The sequence below is a fragment of the Mediterraneibacter glycyrrhizinilyticus genome (assembly GCF_015560805.1).
Taxonomy (GTDB): Bacteria; Bacillota; Clostridia; order Lachnospirales; family Lachnospiraceae; genus Schaedlerella; species Schaedlerella glycyrrhizinilytica_A.
Map to the genome: position 1 here is coordinate 31,309 of NZ_JADMSO010000004.1, position 26,901 is coordinate 58,209.

16 protein-coding genes are annotated in these 26,901 nt (G+C 46.1%); 14 read left to right on the plus strand and 2 right to left on the minus strand.

What is annotated here, in order from left to right:
• Positions 1–47 precede the first annotated feature (47 nt).
• On the minus strand, positions 48–1,400 hold the full coding sequence (locus I2H87_RS05365) for an MATE family efflux transporter (RefSeq protein WP_195609480.1): 1,353 nt from the start codon (positions 1,398–1,400) through the stop codon (positions 48–50).
• 104 nt (positions 1,401–1,504) lie between these two features.
• Between I2H87_RS05365 and I2H87_RS05370 the strand changes: the two genes are divergently transcribed.
• The 4 genes from I2H87_RS05370 to I2H87_RS05385 all read left to right on the plus strand — a co-directional run bounded on the left by I2H87_RS05370 (position 1,505) and on the right by I2H87_RS05385 (position 8,974).
• Entirely contained in the window at positions 1,505–2,053 is a 549-nt protein-coding gene (locus tag I2H87_RS05370) for a TetR/AcrR family transcriptional regulator (RefSeq protein ID WP_195609481.1), read from the plus strand.
• Between the two features lie 311 nt (positions 2,054–2,364).
• A complete protein-coding gene (locus I2H87_RS05375; protein ID WP_195609482.1) occupies positions 2,365–5,154 on the plus strand; it encodes an alpha-L-rhamnosidase in 2,790 nt (929 codons plus the stop codon).
• A gap of 94 nt (positions 5,155–5,248) precedes the next feature.
• A complete protein-coding gene (locus tag I2H87_RS05380; RefSeq protein WP_195609483.1) occupies positions 5,249–7,522 on the plus strand; it encodes a glycoside hydrolase family 3 C-terminal domain-containing protein in 2,274 nt (757 codons plus the stop codon).
• A 24-nt stretch (positions 7,523–7,546) separates the two neighbouring features.
• On the plus strand, positions 7,547–8,974 hold the full coding sequence (locus I2H87_RS05385; protein WP_195609484.1) for an MFS transporter: 1,428 nt from the start codon (positions 7,547–7,549) through the stop codon (positions 8,972–8,974).
• Positions 8,975–9,083: 109 nt separating this feature from the next.
• Here the strand turns inward: I2H87_RS05385 and I2H87_RS05390 are convergent, their stop codons facing one another.
• A complete protein-coding gene (locus I2H87_RS05390; RefSeq protein WP_195609485.1) occupies positions 9,084–10,313 on the minus strand; it encodes a helix-turn-helix domain-containing protein in 1,230 nt (409 codons plus the stop codon).
• A gap of 176 nt (positions 10,314–10,489) precedes the next feature.
• On the opposite strand from I2H87_RS05390, the gene I2H87_RS05395 reads away from it, so the two are divergent.
• The 10 genes from I2H87_RS05395 (at position 10,490) to I2H87_RS05440 (ending at position 26,879) form a co-directional block, all read left to right on the plus strand.
• Positions 10,490–13,288, plus strand: a complete 2,799-nt coding sequence (locus tag I2H87_RS05395; RefSeq protein WP_195609486.1) for a glycoside hydrolase family 78 protein — start codon at positions 10,490–10,492, stop codon at positions 13,286–13,288.
• Positions 13,289–13,333: 45 nt separating this feature from the next.
• On the plus strand, positions 13,334–14,323 hold the full coding sequence (locus I2H87_RS05400) for an alpha/beta hydrolase (RefSeq protein WP_195609487.1): 990 nt from the start codon (positions 13,334–13,336) through the stop codon (positions 14,321–14,323).
• A gap of 296 nt (positions 14,324–14,619) precedes the next feature.
• Positions 14,620–15,510, plus strand: a complete 891-nt coding sequence (locus tag I2H87_RS05405; RefSeq protein WP_195609488.1) for a Fic family protein — start codon at positions 14,620–14,622, stop codon at positions 15,508–15,510.
• Positions 15,511–15,634: 124 nt separating this feature from the next.
• Entirely contained in the window at positions 15,635–17,158 is a 1,524-nt protein-coding gene (locus I2H87_RS05410; protein ID WP_195609489.1) for a DUF5060 domain-containing protein, read from the plus strand.
• A 51-nt stretch (positions 17,159–17,209) separates the two neighbouring features.
• Positions 17,210–18,523, plus strand: a complete 1,314-nt coding sequence (locus tag I2H87_RS05415; RefSeq protein ID WP_195609490.1) for a helix-turn-helix transcriptional regulator — start codon at positions 17,210–17,212, stop codon at positions 18,521–18,523.
• Entirely contained in the window at positions 18,520–18,750 is a 231-nt protein-coding gene (locus I2H87_RS05420; protein WP_117550225.1) for a hypothetical protein, read from the plus strand. Before I2H87_RS05415 ends, I2H87_RS05420 begins: the two co-directional genes overlap by 4 nt.
• 256 nt (positions 18,751–19,006) lie before the next feature.
• Positions 19,007–20,386, plus strand: a complete 1,380-nt coding sequence (locus I2H87_RS05425; RefSeq protein ID WP_243273882.1) for an MFS transporter — start codon at positions 19,007–19,009, stop codon at positions 20,384–20,386.
• A gap of 88 nt (positions 20,387–20,474) precedes the next feature.
• Complete coding sequence (locus I2H87_RS05430; RefSeq protein ID WP_195609491.1) at positions 20,475–22,532, plus strand: hypothetical protein; 2,058 nt, start codon at positions 20,475–20,477, stop codon at positions 22,530–22,532.
• A gap of 158 nt (positions 22,533–22,690) precedes the next feature.
• Positions 22,691–25,474, plus strand: coding sequence for an alpha-L-rhamnosidase (locus I2H87_RS05435; RefSeq protein WP_195609492.1), 2,784 nt, complete (start codon positions 22,691–22,693; stop codon positions 25,472–25,474).
• A 223-nt stretch (positions 25,475–25,697) separates the two neighbouring features.
• Positions 25,698–26,879 (plus strand): aminotransferase class I/II-fold pyridoxal phosphate-dependent enzyme, encoded by a 1,182-nt coding sequence (locus tag I2H87_RS05440; protein ID WP_117550219.1) that lies wholly within the window; start codon positions 25,698–25,700, stop codon positions 26,877–26,879.
• Positions 26,880–26,901 lie beyond the last annotated feature (22 nt).

Genomic DNA, 26,901 nt, shown 5'->3' on the forward strand with positions numbered 1-26,901 from the left:
AGCGGACTCACATACGCTGCTTCTTATATGTTGCATTTTATATACTATCAAGTATTTTGCCCGGCGGTTGTTTTAATATGCCTGCTCCATCTCAGCGCCAGCGATAACGTGATGATCAGCGTAAATATCATCGTAACCGCATGGGCAAAGGCAATTCCGTAGACACCGAATTTGTGATCCATGATAAAAAGTACAGGTATATATACGAGAAATTTATCTAACGTAGAGGCAAAGATGGCATAGCTGACTTTTCCGGTTGCCTGCATAAAGGTCTGGGATAACTGGTAGATCCCGTATACCGGTCCGACGATCACTGCGGCAATGACGAAAATTCTCCCCATGGAGATGATCTCCCGGTTGTCAATAAAAGCGGTGATCAGAGTATCTTTATTGAAAAAGGTGAGGAGCGTAAGGATGATACCTAGCACGATGGTAAAAATTCCGGTCTGTTTCATTACCTGATACATTCGCTTGTAATTTTTACTTCCGAAATTATAGGAGATTGCCGGCTGCATTCCCATACAAAAACCAAGGATCATCATTGTGATGATCATACTGATCTTACCGGCAACACTTTGCGCAGCCAGAACATTTGCATCGTAGGAAATAAGCATCCGGTTTTGGAGCGTGTTGGAAATGCTTCCGATCACGGTAGAGAGCGCCATAGGAAGTCCCAGTGTCAGAACCGGAATACTGATTTCAGCAGCAAAGGTAAACTGTTTTGCCTTTGGAATGAGGTGTGTTTTCTTTTTAAATATAAGAAAAACCAAAAGCACACAGGAGAACAGATTTCCAAGTACGGTGGCAAAGGCGGCGCCAAATACATCCCAATGAAAAACGAGGATAAACAATGCGTCCAGTAGGATATTGGAGATCGTACCGGTCATATTGGGGAGCAGCGCGGTCCGTCCGTCGCCGTCAGCGCGCAGGAGACTTCCAAAGGCGGTGGAAAACAAAACAAGCGGGCAGGCAAAAGAAAATGTTTTCAAGTATGTGATCGTATAGGAAAGTGTTGTCTCGTCTGCACCCAACAAAAGCGCCAGCGGCTGCGTAAACGCAAAGATCATCAGGAAAAAAAGGCATCCGACTGTAACAGAGCCAAAAAAACAAAACGTGGTGATCTTCTTCACTTTCTCCCGATTGCCCTCGCCAAGCGCAATGGAAATAGAGGTTGTTCCTCCGTTGCCAAACAGAGTTCCGATCCCGGATAATACAGTAAAAACCGGCATGCTCAAAGAAATGGCTGAGATCATCTTTAGATTTCCGGTCTGACCGATAAAGTAAGTGTCCGCAATATTGTAAATGAGCATGATAATAATGATCAGGACAGAGGGCAGCGATAAATTCAGCAATAGCTTTCCAAATGATCCGTTCTTTAAGACTTCTTCAGTTCGACTCATGATCTTTCTCCTTGAAATGATTGATGTGTAGATTTATTATATATCCAGTATAATTAATAAATATCATGGTGACAACCGACAAAAACAAGCGAGGTGTAGAAATAATGAACGTGGAAAATAATCAGCGGTACAGAGATACCGAGAAACGGATACAACAGGCTTACTGGAATTTGGTAAATCGCACAGGAGGACATAAAATAACAGTTGCTGATATATGCAGGGAAGCGAATATTCACAGAACGACATTTTACGGACATTTTTTAGATATTTACGATCTGCAGGAACAGGCAATGAAAACGCAATTTATGCTTTTTTTGCAAGGATTTTTTAATGAGGACGGAAATTGGAGCTTTCGGGAGGGAATGCGGAAGCAGATCGATTTTTATTACAGGAACAGGAAAATCATTAAACGTCACCTGGAAATGATCGAAAAACAAGAGCGACATGAAAGTACGTTTGAGTTTGAGATGGATTCCCGCATGATGAATACTTATCAAAAAATATTTCAATTGAAAAATGAAAAAGAAGTTTCTTATCACCAGAAATTTTTTCATACCGGGTTAGAAGCGGTTGTCAGACAGTGGATCAGAGGAGGCTGCGAGGAGCCGGCGGAAGAAATCACAGATCTTTTATGCCGGATTTTCGGGATGTGATATCAACGAAAAACTCACATAAGCGATGCGGGAGTGACTCGAAAGGAGTCATTCCCGTATTGTTTTGCAGAAGAAAATATAGCGTCGATGTACAAGGGGAAACACGCCTCAAACCGCGTAATTTCGGTGATTTTCAGCGTTTTCTCCCTTGCACATCGAAGATATCTAAAATAAAAAGAACAAATCTATAATATTTCCGCTCGAAATCCTGTTATATTTTAAGAAAAATAATTCACAGTGTTCGTGTGCATCTGCCGTATTGCTTTTGCACGCCGACTCTGGAAATAGTGAGAGGAAAAGGAGAGTTTATCATGTTGAGAATTACAGATATAACCTGTGAGCATCAAGCGCGACCGTTGGCGATTACAACACCGCATCCGAGATTTTCATGGAAATTGGAATCGGATGAAAAGGATACGATACAAACTGCATATCAGATCCAAGTATGGACGTCTGAGAACCAATTGATCTGGGACAGCGGACGTATTGAACACCGTCATACATATGATATTGTATACGAGGGTACAGTACTGAAATCAGCGGAACGTTACATTTATCAAATTCAAGTATGGGACAATCACGGAAATACTGCAACAAGCGGAAGACAGAGATTTGAAACGGCTTATTTTCAAACGAGTGATTGGAAAGCATGTTGGATCGAGCCGGATCCGCTTCCGCAGCTTCCGGAGAATCCGCTTCCGAAAGCGCAGGAAATCTGGAATGAGTGTCTGATGGCGATGATGCGCGGAGAGCAGCCGAAATATTATATGGATGGCGACATCTGGGATACGCTGCCGACAGAACCTTACGATCCGCCGGTACGTTTCCGCAGGATATTTGAGTTGGAAGAAAAACCGGAATATGCAAAAGTCTTTCTGACGGCGCATGGGATTTACAGCTTGTCGGTCAACGGACAAAAAGTGCCGGGAACTTTGCTGATGCCGGGATTCACCACTTATGACAAACGTCTGAAATACCAGGCATATGATATTACAGATTTTCTGAATGCGGGAAAGAATGCGCTTTCCGTTACCGTGGCGGACGGTTGGTATAAAGGAAAGATCGCGCTTGGTAAGGGCTGTGAATATGGAGAAGTACCGGGAATGTTGATGCAGATGGAAATCCGGAATACGGACGGAACAAGGACGCAGTTCTGCTCAGATGAAGCATTTACATATTCTTTTGACGGACCGATCCGGTATGCGGATTTATTCTTGGGAGAATGTGTGGATGCACGAAAAGATGACGGAGATCCGTCGGAAATTTCTTATGAAGCGAAAAATTGGGAAAAGGTAAAGACAGCAAAAAAGGATCTGTATGATTTTGCGGTTTTAACGGCGCAGAATGTACCGGAGATCGAAGTTTATGCGGAAATTCCGGCGAGTGAGATCCTGACGACACCGAAAGGCGAAACGGTCGTGGATTTCGGACAGAACATGGCAGGAACCATTCGGGTTGAACTATCTGCAAAAGAGGGAGAAGAAATCTGTTTTGAACATGGAGAGACGCTGGATAAAGACGGAAACTTTACCTATGCATTCACAGATACGACCCGGGCGCAGAAAGATGTCTATATCAGTGCGGGAAGAGAGTCGGAAGTATTTGAACCGGAGTTTACTTATCATGGATTCCGTTATGTGAAAGTGACAGGCGGAGAAAACTGGAAACCGGAGCAGTTCACCGCGAAAGCGATCAGCAGCGCCAATCCGGTGATCGGAAGCTTTCAGTGCTCGGATAAAAAATTAAATCAGCTTCAGCACAATATATACTGGAGTCAGCGTTCCAATACGATCGGAACGCCGACAGACTGTCCCACCAGAGAGAAAGCCGGATGGACGGGAGATGTGGTCGTGTATGGCGCGACAGCTCTTTACAATCAGGAGATGACGGTATTTTTTGAAGACTGGCTGGAAAGCATCAGAAAAGAGCAGAATGAAGCCGGACATGTGCTCAATACGGTTCCGCTGATAAAAAATTATGTGCAGCAGACGATGGCAGGCTCTCTCGGATGGGGAGACGTGATCCTGACATTGCCGATGCAGTTGTATCATTTGAACGGAAATAGAAAAGCGTTGGAAGAGAATTATGACGCGATGGAAAAATGGATGAAAGCGATGCAGAAAGCCGCATATGAAGTGCCGGGACAATTACCGTTTGGCATGGGAATGTCGGAGGAGACGGAAGAGGAAGAAACGGAAGACCGCCATAAACAGAATCAGCATTATCTGATCAATACCGGATTCCATTTCGGGGACTGGTTGGTGCCAAGTGTGAAGAATGAGGCGGGATTTTCCGATGGACCGGCATCCTCTTTCCTTACAATGAATGTAGTAGACACCGCGCTTTTGGCGGCGGATGCGGATCTGCTTTCCGAGATTTCCGAAATCCTTGGGAAACCGGAAAAAGCAGAAGAATATAAGAACTATGCGTGTCGGGTAAGAGAAGCATTTCAGGAAGAACTTTGCGAGGAAGATGGAAAATTAAAACAGGAAATGCAGGGAAATTATATTCTGGCATTGAAACATCATATGATTTCAAAAGAAATGGAAGAGAAGTTCGCAGAGCGTCTTGCGGAGATGATCGTGGAAAATGAAAACAAACCGGATACGGGATTCATGTCGGTGGCACATATTTTAGATGTACTTTGTGATCACGGATATCGGGAACTGGCATGGAATGTACTGACGCAGAAAGGCTGTCCGGGATGGATCTACGAAGTGGAGCATGGTGCGACGACGATGTGGGAAAACTGGGATGCGATCCGTCCGGACGGTCAGGTGGACGGATGTTCCTTTAACCATTATGCATTCGGATGTGTGGGAGATTTCCTGTACAGAAGAGTGCTTGGAATTCAAAATGCGGGAATCGGATATGACAGGATTCGCCTGGAACCGGGATATGACTTTCCGCTGGACTGGGCAGAGGGAACGTATCATTGTGTGCACGGGGAGATCACGTTACGCTGGAAAAAAGAAAAAGACGGCATCACGATCAGTGGAAACGTACCGGTGAATACAGAAGCGGTACTTGTGCTGCCGGATGGAAGTGAGAAAAAATTAAAAAGTGGAAAATTTGAAATAAAGAACAAAAGTATAATATAAAAAACAAAAATGAAATCCAAAGCAACTTGCATTTTGTAAAATAAATGCATCAAATGAGTTGATTTTATGAAGACAAAAGGAGTGGAAGCGAGGAATGAAAAAGGAAGATATCCAAAATCTGATTTCTCAGATGACCTTGGAAGAAAAAGCGGGAATGTGTTCCGGCGCTGATTTCTGGCACCTGAAAGGCGTCGAACGTCTGGGGATTCCGTCGGTCATGGTGACGGATGGACCGCACGGGCTTCGGAAACAGAGTGAACAGGCAGATCATTTGGGAATCAATGAAAGTGTGAAAGCCGTATGTTTTCCGACCGGATGTGCAACAGCGTCCAGCTTTGACAGAAATCTGCTGAGAAAATTAGGAGAGACGATCGGGCAGGAATGTCAGGCGGAAAATGTGAGCACGATTCTTGGTCCGGCGATGAACATCAAACGTTCTCCTCTGTGTGGACGTAACTTTGAATATTATTCGGAAGATCCGCTTGTGGCATCTGAGATGGCGGCAGCATTGACGGAGGGCGTACAGAGTCAGAATGTGGGTGTCAGTATGAAGCATTTTCTGGCGAATAATCAGGAGAAACGGCGGATGACCAATTCTTCGCAAGTGGACGAACGGACGCTCCGGGAAATCTATCTGGCGGCATTTGAGGGCGCAGTCAGACAGGCGAAGCCCTGGACGGTGATGAATTCTTATAACCGGATCAACGGAACCTATGTGGGAGAGAGCAGAGAATACCTGACAGACATCCTGCGTGACGAGTGGGGATTTGACGGATACGTCATGTCTGACTGGGGCGCGGTCAATGACCGTGTGGAGGCGTTGAAAGCAGGTATGGATCTGGAAATGCCTGCTTCCGGCGGGATCAACGACGCATTGATCGTGAAAGCGGTCCGGGATGGAAGTCTGGATGAAAACGTAGTGGATCAGGCATGCGAACGGATTTTGGATATTATTTTTAAATTCACGGAAAATCGTCAGGCGGACGCAGTATTTGAGTATGAGAAAGACCATGAACTGGCAGCGGAGGCGGAGAGCGATTGTATCGTTCTTTTAAAGAATGAGGATGAGATTCTTCCGCTTGCAAAGGAACAGAAAGTTGCCTTTATCGGAAAATATGCCGAGACACCGAGGTATCAGGGCGGCGGAAGTTCCCACATCAACAGCTGGAAAGTGGAATCTGCGGTGGAGGCAGTCAGGGAAATCGCTGAGGTGACATTTGCCGGAGGATTTGAAGACGACGTCGACGAGGTAAATGAAGAATTGCAGAATGAAGCGATCCGTATTGCTCAAGAGGCTGAAGTTGCCGTCATCTTCGCCGGATTGCCGGACAATTTTGAATCGGAGGGGTATGACCGGAAGCATCTGGATCTTCCGAACTGTCAGAATGATTTGATCGAGAAGATCTGTAATGTGCAGAAAAATACGATCGTTGTACTGCATAACGGATCGCCGGTGACTATGCCGTGGAAAGACAAAGTAAAAGGAATCGTGGAAGCATATCTGGGAGGCCAGGCAGTCGGAAAAGCGGTTGTGAACATCCTTTATGGAAATGTAAATCCAAGCGGCAGACTGGCAGAGACGTTCCCGCTTCGCCTGGAAGATACGCCGTGTTATCTGACCTATGGAAAAGGCGTGGATGAAGCGGTATACAGCGAGGGTGTGTTTGTAGGATACCGTTATTATACGAGCAAAAAACAGGAAGTGCTGTTCCCGTTCGGTTATGGACTTTCCTACACGACATTTACATACAGCAATCTGAAACTGGATAAGAGCGCTATGACGGATCAGGAAGCTCTTACCGTTTCCGTCGATGTGGAAAATACAGGAAACCGCGCAGGAAAAGAAGTGGTTCAGATCTATGTAGCGCCGGGAGAATCCGAGACTGCACGTCCGGTAAAAGAACTGAAAGCATTTGATAAGATCGAGCTCGCACCGGGGGAAAAGAAGACAGTGGTATTTGAATTGGATGCAAGGGCATTTGCATACTGGAATACAGAGATACATGACTGGTTTGTGGAAAGCGGAGTCTATGAGATTCAGGTCGGCAAGAATGCAGAGGATGTGTTGCTTTCTGCACCGGTTCAGGTAGAGGGTACGAAAAAAATCAAGAAAATCTACACATTGAATACATGTATGGGAGAACTGATGCGGGATGAAAAAGCCGGAGTAATTTTCGGACAGATGATGAGCGGTAACAAACAGGCATCGGAGATGGCAGAGGCAAGTCAGGAAGATTCGTCCGGCGCAGTGAACGCAGAGATGATGGCGGCTATGATGAACGATATGCCGCTGCGGCAGTTGTTAAGCTTTGTGCCTGGGATGACAAGAGAAGCGTTAGAACAGATTCTCGCCGCAGTGAACCAATAAAAAGAGGAAGAGAGGAAATGTAACATGGGAAAGAAAAAAGAACTCGGTGTTGACCGGATGGGCGTACAGAAAAGTATGCGCAAGATCGATTATTTCGGCGACGGACTCGGACAGATCCCGCTGAACATTATGAGCGGACTTGTCGGACAGCTGACCTATTTCTACACGGAAAAGGTAGGACTGGCAGCAGGAATGATCGGAACGATGCTGTTAATTGCAAAGTTGTTTGATGCGGTGACGGATTTGATCATGGGTAAAATCATGGATGCGGGACATTCGCCGAAAGGAAAATGCCGTCCGTGGTTTTTGAGAATGGCGATTCCGACTCTGGTCATGATCGTGATGCTGTTCACGGTTCCGAAAAATGCCGGATCCGGATTTCAGATGGGATATGTACTTATAACAAATATTCTGCTTTCGGCAGTCGTTTACACAGCAATTGCAATTCCTTACGGAGCGCTGATGGCAGTGCGTACCGCAAGTTCGGAAGAACGCGGCAAGATGGGAACGTTCCGTTCGGCATTCGGTTACATTGCCGGAATGTTTATCGCGATCCTGCTCGTTCCGGTGACAAATATGCTGGGCGGAGATCAGGCGGCATGGATCAAGCTGGCTGTGATCCTGGCAGTTATTTCATTCGTATCTCTGCTTGTATTATATAAGGTTACAAAAGAAAATGTCACAGTGCAGGCGGCAGAAACCGGTGGTGAAAAAGCAGAAGCAGAAAAAGAAGACGATGTTTCTTTTGCAGAGGGATTAAAACTTTTATTTAAAAACAAATATTGGGTACTGATGCTGGTTGCCAATATGCTGATGAGTGTGTCTTATGCGTTGGCAGGATCAGGCGGTACTTATTATGCAGAATATATTCTGGGAAACGACAACCTTGTGGCGCTGCTCGGAGCAGTCGGATTGATCCCGACATTCCTCGGATTCATTTTAGTAGGGCCGTTAGCAGGCAAGTTCGGAATGACGAAAACAACAGTGGGCTGTGCGGTACTCGGAGCCGCAGCGTGCGTTGTCAGAGCCTTTACGCCGTACAGTATTGTAAGCTGTATTTTAGGAGGCGCTTGTACAACATTTGCAACGATTCCGATGATGTGTCTGTTTGGCGCTATGGTAAACAACTGTGTCGAGTATAACGAATGGAAATTCGGAAAACGTCTTGTAGGTATGACAAACAGCGCAAGTTCCTTTGGCGGAAAAATCTCCGGCGGTATCGGCGGTTCTCTGATCGGATGGCTTTTGGGAGCGGCAGGATATAATGCAATGCTGGAAGTACAGCCAAAAGCGGTTGATACGGCAATTTTTGCATTCTCCATCTACATTCCGCTGGCACTGTTTATCGGACTGATTATTCTTTTGAAGATGTATGATCTTGAGAAGAAATATCCGGAAATCATGGCGGATCTGCAGGAAAGAAGAGCGAAGAAGAACTCGGAAGCCAAATAACAGAATGAAGTAAATTGTATATTTGAAAAAGTATATGAAAAAAGTCGGTAGTTTATCGGTTATGATAAGCTATCGGCTTTTTGCGGTTCTGTTTTTGAATGTTGAAAATCTATCGCTCGTTTTCCAGCAGCCCTCTTCCATATAGTTCCGGTTGTTTGCGGAACTGAAGCGGCGTGACATTGTACTGCTTTTTAAAAGATGTCTGGAAATGGCTCTGGCTGGAGAAACAGAGGTAATTGCTGATCACGCTGAGCGGTTTATCTGTGAACTGCAGCAGATGTTTCCCCTCTTCCAGTTTACAGCGCAGTATAAATGCACTGAGTGTGAAACCAAGCTGTTCTTTGAAATAAGTGGAAAAGTAGGATCGACTGAATCCTACATGATCGGCAACTTCCGCTGCTGTGATCGGACAGTTGATGTTTTGAAGAACATATTGGATCGCCCGCTGCAGTGCTTCGTCGGAAGTCTTTGGGATCAGTTTGTCTTTTACTTTTTGGGCAAATGCAAGAAGCATCTGCAAATTCAGATTCTGGACGGCAGAGGGATCGTTTAAGTTTTCCGCAGTCTGAATGTATAAATCGGACATCTGGAACGCTTCATCGGCATCTACGCCACTGGAAATTGCGCGTCGTGTCGCGAGAGCTGTCATGATGATGTGTATATTTTTTGTCTGTCGAAGCTGGTTTGGCGCAATGGTTCCGGAATGGATCACGGAGGATTGCAATGTCATATTTTTTAAACCGTCCACATCGCCGGATTCGACAAAATGCAGGATCATGGACTCGATCTCGAAAGAGTTATTGTGTTGGAAATCTTCTTTTTGCTGATAGAAATCTTCCGTTTGTTTTTCCGTATGCTCATATGGAACGATGGTTCTCTCTGAGTCCAGCAAGTCAAAGTGGGTGCGCATTTCATGGTTCAGAAAATAATTGAAAACAGCAGCTTTGGCCAAAAGCCCGCTCAAAGCAATCGGCGGAATCAGTTGGAAAAAGTGTTTGAAATCTTTACGATCTTCCTGTACAACGACATAGTCTGCGTACATCGTATGAAAATCAGCGTCGGTAAACGGAATATAGTTTGCAGGACCTAAAACGACGCACAGTTCCGTCTGGTCTTTTGGCTTTACAGCGACAAAATAAGCTCCGTACGGAGTTGAGAGATGCGCGATATCGTCGGTCATCTCTGCAAATTCTTCGATGTAATGTTTCGGCGGATAGGTACAGGCGGACTGCTCGGGAAATGCCTGTAATAAGGTATTGTTCCGGTAAATATAAACAGGAATACCGGAATCCAGATGGTTTAACTGGCAAAAATCTTTTATATCTTGCAATGGAATCATATTTCTTCACCCCATGGAATCAATGAAAAGCTGCGCGAAGCAATGGTATATTTGATGTTACCGGTAAATTATATAAGAAATCGAACAAATCTGCAATAAAAACGAAGATGTTAAAAGTAAAATAACAATAATATCAGAAAAATATCAATCTATGAAATTAAGGAGGAAACGACGATATGAAACTTTATGATCTGCGAACAGAATACAGAGTGAATCCGATCGGAATCACAGAGAAACATCCGCGTTTTTCGTGGAAGTTAGAATCCGGGGAAAGAGACACGATACAGCAGTCGTATCATATTGTAGTAACTGCGGATGAAAAGATCGTCTGGGAAACGAAAGCGGAGAGTGAGGAGTCTGTTCTGATTCCGTATGCGGGAGAAGAACTGCGGGACGAGACTCTTTATCAAGTATCTGTGGAAGCAACCGACAATCATGGCAATACAGCGGCAGGCAAAATGTATTTTGAGACAGGGATTTTGCTGCCGGAGACATTTCAGGCAAAAATGATCACACATGATTTTCCGGAAGAAGAGACGGCGTGCCCGATCTTTTCCAGGACATTTTCAGCAAAAGGAAATGTGAAAAAAGCAAGAATTTACGCCACAGCCAGAGGTGTCTATGAAGCATATTTGAACGGAGAACGCATCGGAGCGGATCGGATGACGCCGGGATGGACAAGTTATCATCATCGTCTGCAGTATCAAATTTATGATATTACGGAAATGCTCCGGAAAGAAAATGAGATCGGGATCATGGTCGGAAACGGCTGGTATAAGGGAATTCTCGGATTTTACTGTAAGCCAAACCAGTATGGAGACAGAGTCGGTGCATTTGCGGAAATCCATCTGGAATATGAGGACGGCACAAGAGAGGTGATCGGCACGGATGAAAGCTGGAACGCTCGGACGGGAGAGGTTCGTTACAGTGAGATTTACATGGGAGAAACGATCGATACGACGGCAGGCGAAGCACAGGATCGTGAGCAGAGCGGTATCAGAACCGGGGCGGTTTCGGTGATGGAATTTGACAAAAGCACTCTGATCGCCCAGGAAAATGAACCGGTCCGTATTACGGAACGGATTCCGGCAAAGAAGCTGATCGTGACGCCAAAAGGAGAAAAGCTGGTCGATTTCGGACAGAATCTGACCGGACTTGCGGAAGTGAAAGTGCATGGGCAAAAAGGGCAGAAGATCGTGATCCGTCATGCCGAAGTTCTGGACAAGGACGGGAATTTTTATCCGGATACACTTCGTCAGGCAAAATCCGAGGATACATATATTTGTAATGGAGAGGAACAGGTCTTTCTGCCGCATTTTACATTCCACGGATTCCGCTATATTTGTGTAGAGGGAATGGATGATATGTGCCTCGATCAGTTTACCGCCTGCGTGATGCATTCGGATATGGAAAAGTCAGGAGATTTTCAGTGTTCCAATCAAAAGGTCAATCAATTACAAAGTAATATCGCATGGGGACAGAGAAGTAATTTTCTTGATATTCCGACGGACTGTCCGCAGAGGGACGAACGTCTCGGCTGGACAGGAGATGCTCAGATCTTTTCGTGGACGGCGTCCTTTAACAGGAATACCGCGTTGTTCTTCCGGAAATGGATGCGGGATGTTGCGGCGGAATCTTCACTTGAAAAAGGTGTGCCGCATGTTGTGCCGGATATTTTGGGGTCGTACAGTTCTTCCGCATGGAGCGATGTGGCAGTCATCGTTCCGTGGGTCGTGTATCAGACGTACGGAGACAAAGGCATCTTGGAAGAAAACTGGAAATGTATGCATGAATGGGTAGATTATATTAAGAGTCAGTGTGGCGCAAACGGACTCTGGCAGACGGGATTCCAGTATGGCGACTGGCTGGCATTGGATAAGGAAGAAAGCGCAGACAGAACCGGAGCGACCGATAAATATATGATCGCAAATGCTTATTATCTATATGTGACAGATCTGGTAAGACAGACCGCGGAAGTGCTCGGATTTGCGGAAGAAACGGAAAACTATCAGAAATTATATGATACGACATTGGAAGCATTCCGTCAGGAATATTATACGAGTACCGGTCGGATCGTCAGCGAGACACAGACAGGCGCGATCTTGTCTCTGTATTTCAATCTGGCAAGAGAAAAAGACAGGGAACGTATCTTGCAGACATTAAAAACAAATATTGAAAATCACAAAAACCATCTTGCGACCGGATTTGTCGGAACGCCGTATCTGTGTCATACACTATCCGAAAATGGTGAGCATGAGCTGGCGGCGACGGTCTTTATGAAAGAGGATTATCCGTCATGGCTTTATGCCGTGAACATGGGAGCGACGACAATCTGGGAGCGGTGGAATTCGATCATGCCGGACGGAAGTTTTGACGTATCGGGAATGAATTCGTTGAATCATTACGCGTATGGTTCGATCGGAGACTGGATGTACCGCAAAGTGGCGGGAGTGAGCCAGTTGAAACCGGGTTATAAAAAATTCAAAGTGCAGCCGATGTTTATGAAAGGAATCGAAGAAGCAGGTGTAACGTTTGAATCGATTTATGGTCAGATTGAGAGCAAATGGAGCTGCAAGGACGGAAAAATCTGCGGCTATGTAAAAGTACCGGTCAATACAACGGCGGAGATCCATTTGCCGGAAAAAGAAGAGGTGCTCACCGTCGGATCCGGAGTATATGAATACGAATATGAGACGGCAACAAATCTGGCATATGAACGATTCAGCATGGACAGTACGATGGGAGAAATTCTGGCACAGCCGCTGGCGGTGGAGATGTTTAATCAGATGGTTCCGGGCATGGCGGATAATCCGATGCTTGCCATGGCACATCAGATGACGCTTGCAGAACTGCTTGGAGCTGCACCGGAAGCAAGACCGTTGTACGAGGCGGTTGTGAAAGCGCTGAATGAAAATGACCGAACAAATGGAACATCGGAACGGAAAATTTGTTCAGATCATGGAAAAAGAAAATAATATGTGATAGGATGGAGAAAATGTAAAACATTAAGGAGGCAAACAATGATTTCAGAACGATATGATCTTTGGGAGACAGGGGAGTATGATTACCCGGTGGCGTTTGGATTCATCCCCAATCTTGTCGGTTATCTTCATGAAGATACGGAAAAAAGACCATGTATTTTAGTTGTCCCGGGCGGGGGATACTGTGTGGTATCTCCTACGGAGGGAGAGATCGTGGCGCTGGAATTCTATAAAAAGGGATATAATACGTTTGTCTGCACTTACACAACGAATCTGTTCGGTGTCGCGCCGCTTCTGGATCAGCCGATGAAAGATTTATCCCGGGCGATCCGCTATATCCGGGCGAATGCCGAGACATTTCATGTGAAAGAAGATGAACTGACGATCTGTGGTTTTTCGGCGGGAGGGCATTTGTGCGGAAGTGTCTGTGTGCACTATGAAGATGTGAAAGACGAAAATCCGAAGTATTCCGCTATTTTCAACAGACCGGATGCCGCGATCTTGAGTTATCCGGTGATCACTTCCGGAGAAAAGGCGCATCGAGGCTCTTTTGAATCGCTGTTCGGAAAAGACGCGTCGGAAGAACAGTTGTCTTATATGTCTTTGGAAAAACATGTGACGCCGGATACGCCGCCTTGCTTTTTATGGCAGACGGCGACAGATGAGACCGTTCCGGTGGAAAACAGTTATCTGTTTGCGGAAGCATGTAAGGCAAACGGCGTGCCGTATGCGCATCATGTTTTTTCAAAAGGAAAGCACGGATTGTCTTTGGCGAATGAAGACTGGGCGAATGGAAATTTTGGCGGACAGTACACGGTCGAGCAGATCAAATGTCAGGTGAAAGCTGCGGAAGAGGGAGTGCTTCCGCTTCCGGAAGAAGCAGTGGAGCGGATAAAAAAAGAATTTGGAATGCGTAAAAAAGAAACAGAACGTTCCGGAGAGAAAACAAGGATCGGTGAGCCGTCCGAAGAAGTGGCAGTCTGGCCTGTGCTGGCAGATACATGGCTGAAATATAATCGAAAAGGGTGAAAGTGAATCGGCATTGTCCTGTATGGGGCGGTGCCTTTTTGCATGGGCGACGAGCCAAAGTCCGGGCTTGCCCGAGACCTTGGCGACTGCTTACAATCCCGGAATGTGCCTTTTGGCACTTCCGGTGATTCTTATTTTGACGATTATTGGAAGATACTACATTCATAAAAAATGCCGATTACGGCAAAAATGGAGCGAGATTGAGTTGGCGAAAAGTTGATATGTTGCCGATAAAGAGGTATACTATATCTTATAAAGGCGTAAACATGGACTTGTCATAGAATGGAGGAACACGGATGCGGTATTGTTCAGTGATCGAGACAGCAAAAAAATGGAACGTGTCAGAACGGAGTGTGAGAAATTACTGTGCGCAAGGGCGCGTGAACGGCGCATTTCTTACAGGGAAAACCTGGAATATTCCCGAAAATGCAGAAAAGCCGGAGCGTTCTAATAAAAAGAAAGTACAGCCGGTTACGTTGCTGGAGATTCTTCAAGAAGAGAAAGCAAGTAAGTATCCCGGAGGTATTTATCATAAAACACAGATTGATCTGACATACAACTCCAATCATATTGAGGGCAGTCGTTTGACGCACGATCAGACCAGATATATTTTTGAAACAAACACGATCGGTGTAGAAAATGAGGTGCTGAATGTGGATGATGTGATTGAAACGGCGAATCATTTCCGGTGCATTGATATGATGATAGACGATGCAAAAACAGCGTTGACTGAAAAATTGATCAAAGAACTTCATCTGACATTGAAGAGTGGAACCAGTGATTCCAGAAAAGACTGGTTTGCTGTCGGAGATTATAAAAAAATGCCGAATGAAGTAGGCGGGATGACTACCGCACTTCCGGAAGAAGTCGCTGAGAAAATGAAAATTCTGTTGAAAGAATATAATGGAAAAGAGAAAAAGAATTTTGAAGATATTTTGGATTTTCATGTGAAATTTGAGCGGATTCATCCGTTTCAAGATGGGAGTGGGAGAGTGGGGAGACTGATCATGTTCAAAGAGTGTTTGAAATATAATATCGTTCCATTTATTATCGAGGATGATCTGAAAATGTTCTATTATCGCGGATTGAAAGAATGGGATCATGAAAAAGGCTATCTTACGGATACTTGTCTGACCGCACAGGATAAATACAAAGCTTATTTGGAATATTTTAAAATCGCTTACTAAAATCTCGTTATCAAATGTGTGAAAACAAGTATAAATTGAACACAAAAAGACGATTTTCTGTATAACGAAAATATAGTTCTGCTGTTATAATAGGTCGCATAAAGGAAAAAGGAGCGACGTGAAAATGCGACAGTATGAAATATTTGAAGTGAAGATCCAAGGAGAAGAGCCAAAAGGTTCTCAGGTAGAAATCAGCGTAAAAGGATTGTTTTCTCATAATGGAAAAGAGCAGGTTGTGCGTGGGTTCTATGCAGGCGACAATACATATATCGTGAGATTTTACCCGGAAGAAGCGGGAAGTTATACATACAGGATCGAGGATGCGGACGGAGTAATCTGCAAAGATACGCAAGTAGAATGCTGTCCGGCGGCAGAAAACCGTCACGGGATGGTACGGCCGTATGAAACACATTTTCGTTATGCGGACGGAACATGGTATTATCCGTTCGGTACAACAGTCTATGCTTTTTCCCATCAGGAAGATGAACGGGTGCAGGAGACATTTGAGACGTTGGCGAATGCGCCGTTCAACAAGATCCGAATGTGTGTGTTCCCGAAACACTATGACTACAATCAGAATGAACCACCCTGTTATGCATTTGAAAAGACAGATGGAAAATGGGATGTTCATAAGCCATGTATGCCATTCTGGGAACGGTTAGAGTCACATATCCGGAAGCTGGATGAGATGGGAATCCAATGTGATCTGATCTTATTCCATCCGTATGACAACTGGGGATTTTCCAAACTCTCAAGAGCGGATGCGCTTGTGTATCTGGATTATGTGACGAGGAGACTTGGCGCATTTCCGAATGTGTGGTGGAGTCTGGCGAACGAATATGATCTGACGGACTATGAGATGGAAGACTGGGAGTGCTTCGCGCAGTTTTTACATGACCATGACGGATGGGGACATCTTTTGAGTAATCATCAGATCGTGCGTCCATGGGATTTCTCAAATCCGAACACAACACATATTTGTCATCAGACGTCGGAACTGAATTTCCTGAGTGAACAGATTACCAAGTTTCAAAAACCGTTGATGGTCGATGAATGCTGTTATGAGGGAAATATTCCGTGGGATTGGGGGAATATTTCCGGATTTGAACTGGTGCACCGTTTCTGGACGGTATGCATGCAGGGCGGATATTGTACCCATGGCGAGACCTATTTGAATGAGGAAGAAGTGCTTTGGTGGAGTAAAGGCGGAAAACTGGTCGGGGAGAGCCCGGTACGGATCGGATTTTTAAGAGAAATTCTGGAATCATTACCGGGACCGCTTACTTTCAGCGGAAAAGAAGTCACGAAAGAATCATTTGAACAGATGAAAAAGACGATCCCGGAAGAAATGCGTCAGGAACCGTTTGTGAAACTGATGCTGAAATTGCCGTGGGAGGAAGCGAGAGGCATGGCAAACGCGGGGCGGGAGTTGGCAGGAAACTGCGGAGACGACGTTTATATGAAATATTACGGAAGACACAGAAAGAGCAGCGGGACGTTTGTATTGCCGAGAGAAAACCGGTATGATGTGGAAGTGATCGACGTATGGGAAATGACGCGTACGAAAGTATTGGAGCAGGTGAACGGGGAAGTTCAGGTCCCGCTTCCGGGAAAAGAGGGAATTGCGATTCTCGCACGAAAAAGATAGAGGCAACGGCTTATTACTTGAATGATTTTGGAGGAAAGGCGGTGGGAGCATATGAGTTACGAGCAAGGCATGGATGATCTGGAGGAATATCCGATCGGCATACGGGTTCGGATCCTGGCGGCGCAGGTGAAAGCGTCCGCCAACCTGACAACATGGGTGTTTTTGAATAAGGGGGAGATGTTTTTTTCAACCTGTGTCCATGAAAAGGAATTTTTATCATTTTTAAAATTGGGAAAATGTCTGGACTTTTTATACGAGAGCGAAAAAGGATGGACACGTCCGGTGATTTTAAGCGATCCGTTGGGAATGATCTGGCTGGCAGAGAGCGGATATGTGCAGGATGAGGGAAAGGAGCGGAACAAAGAACGAGCCGAACAGGCAGAAGAGGGTCAGGGAATCCTGACGGTGATCGGACCGTTGTTTTTAAGCCGCACTTCGATCCGGCAGATTGAAGAGACGTTACGCAGTTCTTCTTATTCGATCCGCATGAGAAGAGAAATGATGCGGACACTGGCGGAAGTTCCGGTGATCTCGATGTCGGCGGTCAATCAGTACGCAAAGATCCTGCATTATACGCTGACTTCCCGTCCCATCCAGACGTCGGATTTTATATATCAGGATGAAGCGACCAGACGTCTGACGATCGGGGAAGAAAGAGAATCTTCCGTACAATATCATAGTCTCGAGCGGGTCGTGCAGGACGAAAAGCTGATCCTGCAGGCGGTTAAAGACGGGAATCTGGATTACAGGCAGATCATGGAACAGGGATCCAATTATCAGCCGGAAATATCATCCAATACCGGGGATGTGCTCCGGGACGGAAAAAATTCGGTGTTGATCTTTACTGCGTTATGCAGCCGGGCGGCGATGGAAGGCGGACTGCCGGTCGCCATGGCAAAAGAGATCGAGATGCGTTATATTACGGAGGCGGAGAAATGCGAGACGATCACAAAACTGAAAAGCCTGAAAAATCTGATGTTGGATGAGTTTGTGCATAAAGTGCGCGAGAGTAAGGAAAATCCGATGATCTCCAAGACGACGCAGCAGTGTTGTGATTACATCCGGACGAATGTGCTCCGTCCGCTGACTGTCGAAGAAATTGCCAAAGAAATGGGATATACGACCTACTATTTTACAAAGAAATTTTATAAAGAAATGGGAATCAAAGTGACCGATTATATCAAGCAGGCGCGGATCGAATATGCAAAGATCGCATTGCTGACAACAAAAAAGAGTATTCAGGAGATCAGTGATTCCCTGCAGTTCGGTACGAGAAACTATTTCAGCAAAGTGTTTCATGAGATTGTCGGTATGACGCCGGCTGCATATCGGGAAAAAACGGGGAAGGAGGAAAAAGAGCAGTGAAACTGAAAAAAGATATAAATCTGGTAGATTTTTTAGACCGGGTTCAGAAGTGTAAACATGACGTATATATGGAGACGGCAGAAGAAGACAAGCTGAACCTGAAGTCTGTACTTTCCCAGTATTTATTTGTTGTATTGGTGGAACAGAAAGACGTCTGGGATCACAGCAGGATCAGCTGTGAGGCAGAAGACCGGGAGCTGCTGGCAGATTACCTGGAACTTCCGTAAGATCGCGAAGAGAACCGAAAAAAGATTTCGTCAAAAACTATTCCGGAGAGAGGAAATATGCCGCCGCTCTTTCGGAATAGTTTTTTTGTATAAAGCAAAGGGTAAAAATCAGCGTTTCTATACAATAATTGTATATGTGAACAGAGTGAGGCGAAAAAAGATAAGGATTCGCCAAATTTGATACATTAAGCAAACGGAAACCGCGTTATACTTAGTCCATCTTAAAAGCGACAGGCAATTGAAAGGAGAAAAGGAAATGGAAGAAGCAAAGAAAACAAAGAAAGACCGTGATGACAGAGTCGGACTTGGCGGTTTACTGATCTGGAACAGCCGGGGGATTTCGACTGCCATCTTTGTGTTGGTGTCCAGCTTTTTGATGATCTATTGTACCGATACGTTAAAGATTCCGGCAGCGATGGTGAGCATGATCCTTGTGGTGAGTAAGGTGCTGGACGGAATCACGGATATGTTTGCAGGATTTATCGTGGACCGTACCGAGACAAAATGGGGAAAAGCGCGTCCGTACGAAATCTTTATCGTGGGACTCTGGCTCTGCACATGGCTGATGTTCTCCTGTCCGACCGGATGGAGCACTACGGTAAAATGCGTATGGATCTTCATCATGTATGCACTTGCAAATTCGATCTGTATGACGTTTTTAACAGCGAATGGAACGCCGTATACGATTCGTGCATATAAGGATAAGCAGATTGTAAAACTGACTTCTTACGGTAGTATCATTACGATGCTGGCAGCAGTTATTTTTAATATTATCTTCCCGACTTTGATGGCACAGATCGCAACTTCTGCTTCGGGATGGAGCAAATTGATTCTGATGCTGGCAGTTCCGTTGACGGCGATCGGACTGCTCCGTATGATTTTTGTAAAAGAAAAATATACGGTAGATACCGGAAAAGCGGATGGAGAAAAACTGAAAGTAAAAGATATCGGCGTCGTGCTCAAAACAAATAAATATATCCTGATCATTGCGCTGATGACATTCGTCTTTAATTTTGTGACGAATATGGGTGTGAATGTTTATTACTTTACATATATAGTAGGAAATGTTGGTCTGATGGGTGTGCTTGCAGCTGCACAGATTATTGTATTGCCTCTCGCGTTGATTTTTCCAAAATTGATCGCGAAGTTTTCGACGATCAATCTGATGATCGCTGGTTTTTTGATTTCAGCGGCAGGCTATCTTTTAAATGCGATTGCAGGCGGAAATGTTGGATTGCTTACAATCGGAGGCATTTTGACAGGGGCGGGTACGGTTCCGGCAAGTATGTTGATCGGATTGGTTTTGATTGAATGTGGAGATTACAACGAATGGAAAGGAATCCATCGTATGGACGGTACGATGGGAAGTATTAACGGATTGGCAAGCAAAGTCGGCGCGGCAATCGGGACAGGAGCTCTCGGAATCCTGCTTTCCGCAGTCGGATACAGCGGAGATGCGGCAAATATGCCAAGCGCGGCGATCACAATGATCCGACTGCTGTATGGTATTATTCCGATGATATTGTATCTATTGACTGCTCTGACATTGAAAGGTTACAAACTGAATAAAATGATGCCGCAGATCAAAGCGGATAATGAAGCGAGAAGAGCAGCAGTTGCGGAAAAAGAGAAATAAAACAGGAATGATCGATCAGAAACGGAATATCCCGGAGACGACAACGTTTTCAGGATATTCTGTCAGAAAAGAAGAGGGGAAATAGGGTATGAATGAGATTTATGATGCAAAAAAAGATCCGCAGTTCCGTCAAGGATTTATCGATATCGATGAGATGCGGACGAGAAAATTAGAGGACGGAAGAGAATTGCCGTATCGCTATATGCACGGCGGTTTTGAGGGGACGGATGTGAAGTTTTCATTCTGCTTTCCGGAAAAAGAAGCGTATGAGGGGAGATTTTATCAGTATTTATCCCCGTTCCCGGGACCGGATGAGGAACTGGCATCCCTGCCGATGACCGGAGAGGATGACAAGATCGCATTTTGTCTGACGCACGGCGCATATTATGTGGAATCGAATATGGGATCGAAAGCTGTTTTTACCAATAGTGGGGACAGTACGATGACACATCGTTCCAGCGCCGCTTCGGCAGAATTTTCACGGGAGATGGCGCAGAAAGTATATGGGTATGAACACCGCCCTTATGGATATGTTTACGGCGGAAGCGGCGGAGGATACCGGACGATCTCATGTATCGAGAATACGAATGCATTTGACGGAGGCGCCCCTTATGTGATCGGTTCGCCCTATGCGATCCCGAACTGCCAGACGACACGGGCATATGCGGAGCGGATTTTACGCCACAAAATCCCGCAGATCATCGATGCGATGGACGCCGGCGGAAGCGGGGATCCATATGCGGGATTAAATGAGGAAGAGACAGCGGCGCTTCGGGAAGCGACTTTATTTGGCTATCCGTTAAAGAGCTGGTTCTGCAGTGCGGATCTGGATGATGGTGCGCTTCCGGTGCTGATGCCGGGAGTGAAGATGCAGGATCCCCAATATTTTGAAGATTATTGGAAAGTACCGGGATATCTGGGGGCAGATCCGGATGGGAATGCGGTAAGAGACAGGATCTGTCTGGACGGAAAGATCGCACAGGTAAATGTACCTGGATTGAAAGCACAGATCTTAGAGGAAAAGATCGACACGAGAAACGGCGTAAACGACGCATGGAGAAAAATGATCGCATCCGAAGAAATGGATGACGAGCCGTGGGTGGAACTGGAAACGGAATTTCCGGGCGAAGATCCATATGTGAAAGGCGCGGTCATGACATTTCTTACCGGCGCTGCGAAAGGCAGACGACTTCAGCTCGGACGGATTGACGGGAACCGCATCTATCTGACGGACGGATTCGGAATGGACAGTCTGGCGGAAACATTGGGAATGCTTTCTCAGGGAGACGAGATCCACATGGATAATTCGGATTACGTTGCAGTTCAGACTTACCACCGTCATCAGGTTCCGTCAGCTGACTATCATGCATGGGATCAGTTCCGCGATGCGGACGGCAATCCACTGTATCCGCAGCAGAAAGTACTGCTTGGTCCGGGATTCAGCGGCGGCGGACCGGGATGTAAACAAAACGGACTGGTTCAGGCGAAAGTCCTGATCGTGGCGTCAATGATGGACGAACAGGCATATCCGTGGCAGGCGGACTGGTATCGCAGAAAGATCGCATCGGTGCATGACGGAAATGAAAAAGATTACTGCAGACTCTGGTATTTTGACAATGTTCTGCATGACGACCGGGCGGCTTCTGTGGATGAGCTTCGTGTGACAACGTATGCGCCCGGATTAAAACAGGCGCTTGTGGATCTTGCCGCATGGGTGGAAAAAGGGAGCGAACCGTTGCCATCAAGCAATTATCGTGTGAATGTGGGCTCGGTGGAAGTTCCGGAGTCCGCGGATGACCGCGGCGGAATCCAGCCGGTTGCATGTGCGCTTGCAAACGGAATGAAATGCGCGCATGTGAAAGCAGGGGAAAGTGTGCATTTTACAGTCGAGGCGGAAGTCCCGAAAGATGCGGGCGTACTGACGTATGTAGAGTGGAGCTTCGAGGGAGAAACCGATTATCCGTATAAAGGGGAATTTGAACTGACAGATCATGGAAAATGCGGTACTGCAAAGGCGGAACATGTATTTGCAAAACCGGGAACTTATTTCGTTGCAGTGCGTGTCAAATCTCAGCGAGACGGTGATAGGAGCGAACCGTTTACACAGATAAAAAATGTCGACCGCGTCAGAGTGGTTGTGGAATAGAAAAAATTCCGACGGTGCCTAGGTACTGTCGGGATTTTTTATGAAGAGATGATAAAGTCGCTAAATTTTATATATTTTCGCGAATATAGAGATATACAATATTGGGCGATGTTTTATAATGAAGAATTAGGAAATCAGGTATAAAGGAGGAGCAAACTATGCAGATTTATGATACAAAGGTCAATCATCTGACCAATCCGTTGGGATTTCGTATGGAGCGCACGGTATTTTCGTGGAAAGTGAAAGAGGCAAAAGGAACGCGTCAGAGTGCTGCCAGGATCCGGATCGCTTCCGATGCGGAAATGGAGGGGATTTTATATGATTCCGGATGGGATAAAGAGGCGGACAGCCTGGCTTTTCCGGTGAAAATGGAGTTGAAACCGCGCACACGGTATTATTGGACTGTGGCAGTGGAAAGCGATGCGGGGGAACAGGCGGTCAGCGATGTGCAGTGGTTTGAGACTGCAAAACGAGAAGAAAACTGGGTTGGAAAATGGATCACCTGTGACAGTACCGAAAAGCGGCATCCGTATTTTGAAAAGGAAATCGGTCCGGCAGAGGGAAAAGAAGTTGCAAAGGCGAGACTTTACATTTCCGGTCTGGGACTTTACGAAGCATTTTATAATGGGGAACGAATCGGAAACGAATATTTCACACCATACAGCAATGATTACAACGAATGGGTGCAGTATCAGACCTATGATGTGACGGAACAGATGAAGCATTCCGGAACATTATCCGTGCTGCTCGGAAACGGCTGGTATAAGGCGAGATTCGGGTTTACGGCAAAAGAGGATGTTGGTTTTTACGGAAATGAATGGAAGCTGATCGCAGAGCTGCATCTGGAATATGCAGACGGAACGGAAGACGTGATCGGTACGGACGAGAGCTGGATGGTACGGCGCAGTACGATCACGTTTTCCAATCTGTATGACGGGGAGCATCGGGATGATACATTGGAAAATGTTCCGGTCTGTCATGCTTCTCTTTGTGAAGCGCCGAAAGGAAATCTGGAAGAGCGGATGAGTCTTCCGGTGACGGTGCATGAAGTGTTCGAGCCTGTGGAATTGATCCATACGCCGGCGGGAGAACAGGTCTTTGATCTGGGACAGGAAATTACCGGATTGTTTACATTGAACGTGCATGCGCCGGCCGGCACAAAGATCCATATCCAGACCGGGGAAATTCTTCAGGAGGGTAATTTCTACAATGCCAATCTGCGAAGCGCCAAATCCGAATATTTCTTTGTGACAGACGGAAGCGAACAGGTGCTGATCCCGCATTTTACATATTATGGTTATCGTTATGTAAAGGTGGAGGGGATCACAGACCTGAAAAAAGAGGATCTGAAAGGTCTGGCGCTGTACAGTGAACTGGATCCGGTCGGAATGATGACGACAGGACACGATCTTGTGAATCGTTTGATCGAGAATGTGCGCTGGGGACTGCAGGGGAATTTCCTGGACGTACCGACGGACTGCCCGCAGAGAGACGAACGGATGGGCTGGACCGGAGACGCGCAGGTATTCTCCCCGACCGCGACGTACTTGAAAGATACCTACACATTTTATGCAAAATATCTCTATGATATGGCGAAAGAACAGCGTGTTCTTGGCGGAAAAGTACCGGATGTTGTTCCGTCCTGCGGTGTGGAAAGCACAGCGTGCGTATGGGGCGATGCGTCCTGTATCATTCCATGGAATCTGTATCTGTTCTATGGGGATAAGAGCATTTTGGAAGACCAGTTTGAGAGTATGAAAAGCTGGGTTGACTATATCCGTAAGGTGGACGGAGCGGATCACGGATGGCGCTATGTATTCCACTACGGTGACTGGCTGGCGCTGGATAATCCGGTCGGCGGTGCGGAGCAGGCATTGGGTGCAACCGACGAAGAATTTATCGCCAATCTGTATTATGCGGTCAGTGCGGGACTGGTAGCCAATGCGGCGGCAGTGCTCGGTATGGAAGCGGAAGAAAAAGAATACCGTGCTTTATCCGAAGAACAGTTTGATGTTGTGAAAAAAGAGTATTACAGCGCAACCGGACGATGCTGCATCAAGACACAGACCGCGTTGATATTGACGTTGAAATATCATTTGTCGGAAAATGAAGACCTTGTAAAACGACAATTGAAAAAATTGTTTGAAGACAGTAACAGAAAATTAAAGACCGGATTTGTCGGAACACCGCTTCTTTGCAATGTGCTGACTGACTACGGAATGGAAGATCTTGCATATGATCTTCTTTTGAACGAGGAATATCCGGGATGGCTGCACGAAGTAAAATTAGGTGCGACGACGGTATGGGAGCGCTGGAACAGTCTGTTGGATGACGGAACGATCTCCGGTATTTCGATGAACAGCATGAATCATTATTCTTACGGATCTGTTCTGGAATGGATGTTCCGCCATGCTGCCGGGCTCAATACGATCGACGCGGTTCCGGGAATGCGAAAGATTGCGGTTGCACCGCTTTTGAACTGGAAGCTGCGCAAGATCGATGCGTCTTACGATTCTCCGGCAGGAATGTACCGGAGCGGCTGGGAACTGACAGATCCGAAGCATGCGACAATTCGGGTGAGCGTGCCGTTCGGATGCAGTGCGGATCTGATGCTTCCGTTTGCCGGAGAGGAAGTATACAAGGATGTAACAAATCCGATGTTCGCAGATGTAGAAAACGGAATCTGCCATCTGAAGCCGGGCGAGTATGCCGTGACATATGAACTGACGGAGTCGTTGAAAAAAGAATACAGTATCGATACTCCGATCCGGGAATTACAGAACAATCCGGAGACGGCAGATGTGCTTGGAAAATTTGTTCCGGCAAATGCGATCCCGAACCAGTATTTGGGGTATTCCATTCGTGAGATGAGTGAAAAATTCGGCGGACGTCTTCCGAAAGATGTAATGGAGATGTTGGATAAGAAACTGCGTGAACTCTAAATTATAAAACAGAAAAATCGTGAAACAGGAATGATCGGCAGGATGTGAGCGGTAAGGCTTATGTCCTGCCGATATTTGTGTTGTAATTTAAAAACGATTTAAAAACTTTTTTGCGGTGATTGGGAAAAGTCTTTTGATTTCTTTGACAAATTTTGCTATATTAATAGAGTTGGAGCGTGGGGAGAATCGAAAGACGCTTTCAATTGTGAAAGGAGCAGTTATTATGCAGAAGATAGAATTTTCAGATATGGTCAACGGCTTTCAGTCGGGAGTATTTGCCATGTTGAATGAAAAGAAAGAAGAATTATTAAAACAGGGACTCAGCGTGTATAATCTCTCGATAGGTACGCCGGATTTTCCGCCGGCGCCGCATATTATGAAAGCGATGCAGAAAGCCTGTGAAGATCCGGAGAATTATAAATATGCGTTGGAAGATCTGCCGGAACTGACGGCGGCAGTGCAGTACCGTTATCGGAAACGGTTTGGCGTGGAATTGAAGTCCGATGAGATCATGTCGGTGTACGGATCGCAGGAGGGAATGGCGCATATCGGACTTGCACTGTGTAATCCGGGAGATACGATCCTTGTGCCCGATCCCGGATACCCGTTGTTTGCAATGAGCGGTGTGATGGCAGGCGCTAAGGTTGAAACGTATTCGATCACGGAAGAGAACGATTATCTGCCGGATCTGGATGGAATCCCGGAAGAAGTTTTGCGGCGGACAAAATATATGATCGTTTCTTACCCATTGAATCCGGTCTGTGTATGCGCCCCGGATTCATTCTATGAGAAACTGATCGCATTTGCGAAAAAACATCAGATCATTATCTTACATGACAATGCCTATTCCGATATTATTTTTAAGAGAAAACAGGGAAGATCTTTTTTGTCATTTGAGGGGGCGAAAGAAGTCGGCGTGGAATTTTATTCTCTGTCAAAGTCTTATAATCTGACCGGGGCGCGGATTTCTTTTGTCGTAGGAAACGCTCAGATCGTGGAGAAATTTAAAATCCTCCGCTCTCAGATCGATTATGGGATCTTTCTGCCGGTGCAGTATGCCGCGATCGCCGCGCTGACGGGACCGGATGATTTTGTGGAAGAACAGCGGAAAAAATACGAAGCGAGAAACAGGGCTTTGTGCGGCGGATTCCGGAGGATCGGATGGAATGTCAAAGACAGCGACGGAACGATGTTTGTGTGGGCAAAGATACCGAACGGGTATCCGTCTTCTTTTGATTTTTGTATGGAGCTGATGGAGAAGACCGGACTGATCGTGACGCCGGGAAGCGCATTCGGCAAAGGTGGAGAGGGCTATGTGCGGATGGCGCTTGTGGCAGACGAAGAAAAGATTGCGGAGATCATAGAAGCGGTGGATGCATCGGGGATTTTACGCGATGCACAATGAAGTGTAACGAATACGCCGACGC